5 protein-coding genes are annotated in these 5,650 nt (G+C 71.7%); 1 reads left to right on the top strand and 4 read right to left on the bottom strand.

The features are described 5' to 3' along the window. Positions 1–78: 78 nt before the first annotated feature. From VGR37_18345 to VGR37_18355, 3 genes are all read right to left on the bottom strand, one after another. Positions 79–1,833 carry a PQQ-dependent dehydrogenase, methanol/ethanol family gene (locus VGR37_18345; GenBank protein HEV2149369.1) on the bottom strand — a complete coding sequence of 585 codons (1,755 nt, stop codon included), beginning with the start codon at positions 1,831–1,833 and terminating at the stop codon, positions 79–81. 13 nt (positions 1,834–1,846) lie between these two features. After that, on the bottom strand, positions 1,847–2,407 hold the full coding sequence (locus VGR37_18350; protein HEV2149370.1) for an MSMEG_3727 family PQQ-associated protein: 561 nt from the start codon (positions 2,405–2,407) through the stop codon (positions 1,847–1,849). Positions 2,408–2,555: 148 nt separating this feature from the next. Further along, positions 2,556–3,050 (bottom strand): DUF2231 domain-containing protein, encoded by a 495-nt coding sequence (locus VGR37_18355; protein ID HEV2149371.1) that lies wholly within the window; start codon positions 3,048–3,050, stop codon positions 2,556–2,558. Positions 3,051–3,247: 197 nt separating this feature from the next. Here VGR37_18355 and VGR37_18360 point away from each other — a divergent pair, with 197 nt between their 5' ends. Beyond that, positions 3,248–4,918, top strand: a complete 1,671-nt coding sequence (locus tag VGR37_18360) for an AarF/ABC1/UbiB kinase family protein (GenBank protein HEV2149372.1) — start codon at positions 3,248–3,250, stop codon at positions 4,916–4,918. Between the two features lie 38 nt (positions 4,919–4,956). On the opposite strand, the gene VGR37_18365 is transcribed toward VGR37_18360, so the two are convergent. After that, a partial coding sequence (locus VGR37_18365) for a TolC family protein (protein ID HEV2149373.1) occupies positions 4,957–5,650 on the bottom strand: 694 nt, incomplete at its 5' end.

Genomic DNA, 5,650 nt, shown 5'->3' on the forward strand with positions numbered 1-5,650 from the left:
AACAGACGCGGCGGGGCGAATTCGAGCATTCGCCCCGCCGCTCCTTTTCAGGTAGTCGTGGGTCGGCCGACGGAGCCCTCAGGGCAGCGCGAACACGTGCAGCGCCGTGCCGCGCGGGGCGCCGAACATCTCGGGGGCGAATCCCTCGATCCATCCGCCCCATCCCGCGGGCACCGCCACGTACTGCTTCCCGCCCACGCTGTAGGTGACCGGGTTGCTGTGGATGCCGTTCCCCGTCTGGTACGTCCACAGCACCTCGCCGGTGCGGGCGTGGAGGGCGTGGAGCGCGCCGGAGGGCTCGCCTACGAACACCAGGTCGCCCGCGGTGGTGAGGAGGGAGGCCACGATGGGATGGCGCGCCCGCCACCCCCACACCTGCCGCCCCGTCGCGGGGTCGAACGCCTTCACCTCGCCCCACTGCTCGTGCGGCCGCACGTCTGCGTCCCCGCCCAGGTAGAAGAGCCCCTCGCGGAAGACCGTGGGGCCGCGCCGGAACCGGGCGCACGCCTCCACCACGGGGGTGTAGAGCAGCCGCGTGCGCTGGCTGTAGGAGGCGTGAGGCCACTCCTTCGCCCCGGCGGGGCCCGGGCAGATGTCCGTCCCCTCGGGGGTGGGGACGAGCTTCCGGGTCACCGCCCCCGTCGTCGGGTGGATGTCACCCCAGGTGGCGCGGGCGAACGGGACGGCGCGCACCAGCCGGCCGTTGGTGCGGTCCAGGACGAAGAAGTACCCGTTCTTGTCGAAGTGCGCCAGCAGCTTCCGCCCGTCCTGCTCGAAGAGGATGTTCTCGTTCACCCCGTCGTAGTCCCAGACGTCGTGCGGCGTCCACTGGTAGTGCCAGCGCAGGGTGCCGTCGTCGGGGTCGATTGCCACCACCGAGCTGGTGTAGAGGTTGTCGCCGGGGCGCGGGCCGCCGTCGAAGAGCGGGCCCGGGTTGCCGGTCCCCCAGTAGACCAGGTCGAGCTCCGGGTCGTAGGTCCCGGTGATCCAGGCTGTCCCCCCGCCCCGCTCCCACGCGTCCTCGCTACGCCAGGTCTCGCTTCCGGGCTCACCGGGCTTGGGGACGTTGTAGCGCCGCCAGATGCGTCGGCCGGTGTCGACGTCGAAGGCGTCCATGTGCCCGCGCACCCCGTACTCCGCCCCCGAGCTCCCCACGATCACCAGGTTCTTCACCACCAGCGGCGCCACGGTGGCGCTCTCCCCGGCGCGCGGGTCGGCGAACGCCTGCTGCCACACCGGCTTCCCGTTCGTCGCGTCGAGCGCCACCACGCGGCCGTCCTGCGTGGCGAAGATCACCTTGCCCTTCGCGACCGCCACCCCGCGGTTCACGTTCCCGCAGCACAGGGGCTGGTCCAGCGGGATCTCGTGCTTGTACTGCCAGAGCATCCGCCCGTCGGTGGCGTCGAGCGCCCAGACGTAGCCGTCCCACCCGGAGACGAACATCACCCCGTCCACCACGATCGGCGCCGCCTCGAAGGAGAAGGTGGCCGGGTTGGCGATCAGCCCCAGGGGAGCGAACTGGAAGCTCCACGCGGGCCGCAGGTTCCGGACGTTGCCGGTGTTGATCTGGTCGAGCGTGCTGTAGCGCTGTCCGTCGTACGCACCGTAGTACGTCAGCCAGTTCTGTGGCTCCGCGCGCGCGTTGCGGATGCGATCGCTCGTCACGCTGCCCGCGACGGGCGGCGCGGAGCCCACCATCGCCTCGTTCAGCGCGCTCATCGGCTTGCTGGTCTCCGTGACGGGCCACTGCGGGAGGGAGCGGGCGCACGCGGCGCCTCCGAGCGCCAGGAGCGCGACGGCCGCGGCCCGGTGCCCACTGCGAATCTCGATCATGGACGGGTTCTCCTCAGGGCCTGGGCTGCCGTGGACGGTCCAGCTTCGCTTCCGGGGGCACCTCGCCTTCGACGATCACCAGCCCCAGCATCCCCCGTCCCGCGTGGTTGGCGATGGGACAGCCGAACCAGTAGAGCCCCGGCTGCTCCAGCCGGATGCGGGCCTTTCCGCGCGTGTTGATCGGCAGCACCAGCGCGTGCCGGTCACCTTCGTTGGGCAGGAACGCCGCGTGGTAGGAGAAGGGGTCCTCGTTGTAGAAGTCCAGCTCCAGCTCGCCGCCCCGCTTCATGACGATGATCGCCGGGTACCACATGTACTCGCCGGGCGGGACGCGGACCACGTCCCGGAAGACCCCGTCGCGACCCAGCTCGGCGTGCGACAGCCCCCCGTGGGCGAAGAGCCGGGCCACCATGGCCTCGTTCTGGTCGTCCACGCGCGGGAAGTAGTTCACCAGGCGCACGACGCGGGGGTTGAGCTGCTTGAGAACGCTGGGCCGGAGGAGCCCCACGTACTCGCAGCCCGCAAGGGGAACGGCGAGCGCGGCCAGGAGGGCGAAGCGCACGAGAGGTCTCATGCTCCCACCTCGAGATAAGGAAGGTGACGTGCGCCGGGTCGGGATGGCCCGAGCGGGATTCGCCGGGCATCAACAAGTATGCCAACCGAACGCCTGTTTTATGCGCGAGGATTCCCGCAACCTCCACCCCGCCGAATTTCCGGAGCCGCTACGGAGCCTGTTCCGCCGCGGGGCGCCCGGAGAGCGAGCTGGGTGCGTCCAGGTGAGCCCCGTCGTCCACCCCCACGCCCAGACGGTCCACGAGCTCTCCTCCCAGCCAGCCGGTCAGCATGGAGAGGCCGCCCCCCAGGAGCGACAGCACGATGGGGAGCGTCCCCGCCTCCATCGGGTCCCCGCCGCGCAGCAGCCAGCTCGTCGCGAACAGGGCGACCACCACCACGTTCCCCCCGCCGTGGAGCCGCCCGACCCGTTTGGCCCGCGTCCCGGCGGGGATCTTGGTCCAGTCGAGGAAGCCGAACACCGCCGCGACGAGGCCGCTGAGCACGCCCACGGCGATCAGCCAGTAGGAGATCAGCGCCCACTGGTCCCCTCCGCTCAGCACGTGCACCACGTCGAAGATCACCGCACCGGTCAGCAGCCCGAGCGGGAGGACGATCAGCATCTGGTGGACGGGGTGCCCGAGCACCTTGACCCGTGCTTCCATCTCCGCCTCCTGGTTGAGGGGATCGCCCGACGGCGAGGGACCGTGGGCCCAGAGCGGAGCACCTCAACAAATATGCCAACTTTTTGCCTGGCATATTCCCGGGGCATTTCGACGTGCCCCCGCGCACGCTTCGTGCGTTCGGGGCGGGCGGTCCCGCGGGGATCTTCCCGGCCCACATCGACTTGCGAAGGCGCACCATGGCGATCTCGCTGCGCGGCGAGCACCTGAAGCGGTACGTAGATATCGGCAGACTGCTGGTGAAGTACGGGCGCTCGGACCTGGTCCGCGACGCCGGGATGGAAGACCTCCTGCGCGAGGAGGCGGGGGTGGACGCGCCGGACGCCGCCCCCGCCGCCGCCGAGCTGTCGGAGGACCTGGAGCGGCTGGGGCCCACCTACATCAAGCTGGGCCAGCTCCTCTCCACCCGGGCGGACCTCCTCCCGCCCCCCTACATCGAGGCGCTCTCCCGGCTGCAGGACGACGTGGCGCCCTTTCCCTACGCGGAGGTGGAGCGGATCGTCACCACGGAGCTGGGGGTGCGGATGTCCAGGGCGTTCCTGGACTTCGACCCGGAGCCGCTGGCGGCCGCCTCGCTGGGCCAGGTACACCGCGCCCGCCTGCGCGACGGGACGGAGGTGGCGGTCAAGGTGCAGCGGCCCGGGATCCGGGAGCAGATCCTCACCGACCTGGACGCGCTGGGCGACATCGCCGAGTTCCTGGACCGCCACACCGAGGCGGGGCGCCGCTACGGCATGGAAGGGGTGCTCGCGGAGTTCCGGAAGACGCTCCTTTCGGAGCTGGACTACCGCGCCGAGGCGCAGAACCTCACCACCCTGGGGGAGAACCTGCGCGACTTCGAGCGGATCGCGGTCCCCGCCCCGGTGCCGGACTACACCACTTCGCGCGTGCTCACCATGGCGTACGTGCCGGGGAAGAAGGTCACCGAGCTGGGCCCCCTGGCGCGCATGGAGCTGGACGGCGGCGTGCTGGCCGCGGACCTGTTCCGCGCCTACCTCAAGCAGATCCTGGTGGACGGCTTCTTCCACGCGGACCCGCACCCCGGGAACGTGTTCATCACCCCGGACGGGCGGATCGCGCTCATCGACGTGGGGATGGTGGGGCGGGTCGCGCCGGAGATGCAGGAGCGCCTCCTCCGCATGCTCCTGGCGGTCAGCGAAGGGCGCGGGGAGGAGGCGGCGGACACGGCGCTGCGGATCGGGACCACGCGCGTGGGCATCGACGAGGACGGCTTCACCCGGGAGGTGGCGTCGCTGGTGTCCGGGATGCAGGGGGCCACGGCGCGGCAGCTCCAGGTGGGGCGGATCGTGATGGAGATGACCCGGATGGCGGCGGAGAACGGGCTCCTCCTCCCCCCGGAGCTGTCCACCCTGGGGAAGACGCTCTTCGCGCTGGACCAGGTGGGGCGCACCCTGGACCCCGAGTTCGATCCCAACGCCGCCATCCGCCGCCACGCCGCGGAGATCATGCGGCAGCGGATGCTCAAGCAGGCCTCGCCCGGGGCGATGTTCTCCACCCTGCTGGAGACCAACGAGCTGGTGCAGCGGCTCCCCGGGCGCGTCAACGCCATCCTGGACAACCTGGCCGAGAACGAGTTCCGGGTGCGGGTGGACGCCATCGACGAGACGCACCTGATGGCGGGGCTGCAGAAGATCGCCAACCGCATCACCCTGGGGCTGGTGCTGGCGGCGCTCATCATCGGCGCGGCCATGCTGATGCGGGTGGAGACGACGTTCCGGATCTGGGGATACCCCGGGCTGGCGATGCTCCTCTTCCTGGCCGCGGTGGTGGGCGGGGTGCTGCTGGTGCTCAACATCGTGGTGTACGACGAGCGGTCGGGGAAGCGCTGAGTCCCGCCCGCGCTTCCCCGCCGCGCGGCCGGCGCCGCTCAGCGCAGCGTGGTTGCCACCCCCATGGCGCTCGCTCGCTCCACCTGCGCGCGCGCCAGGGCGAACCGGGCGTCGATCACGGCGTCCTCTGCCTGCCCCAGCGACACCTGGGCGCTCACCACCTCCAGGCTGCTCCCCACTCCCATCCCGTACGCGCGCCGCGCCTGCGCCACCTCCTCGTGCGCCAGCCGGAGCTGCGCCTCCGCCGACTCCTCCTGCTCGCGGGCGGAGGCGACGTCCAGGAGCGCCCGGCGAACCTCGGCCTCGATCAGGCGTGCCAGCTCCGCCTCGCGCAGCTCGGCCTCGCGGAGCGCCACCGTGCGCTCGGTGCGGCGCCCCTCGTGGCGGAGGCCGTCCAGGAGGGGGAGGGAGAGCTGCAGGTTCACCGTCTGCGTGCGCAGCATCTCGTCCACACGGGGGCCGTTGAAGCCGTAGTCGGCCACCACCTCCAGGCGGGGGAGGCGCTCCATCCGCACGGAGGCGTGCTCTGCGCGGGCGTGCAGCCGGCGCGCCGCCTCGGCGCGGAGGTCGCCGCGCCGCTCCAGGGCGAAGGCCACCGCGGCCTCGGCGTCCGCCGGAAGGGGCTCCGAGGTGGACACCGGGTCCCCGGGGGGCAGCTCGGCTGCGAGGGGCGTCCCCGGCGCCAGCCCCAGTGCGAGCATCAGGTCGATACGGGCGCGCGCCGCCTCGTTC

Source organism: Longimicrobiaceae bacterium (assembly GCA_035936415.1).
In the GTDB taxonomy this organism is placed as follows: Bacteria; Gemmatimonadota; Gemmatimonadetes; order Longimicrobiales; family Longimicrobiaceae; genus JAFAYN01.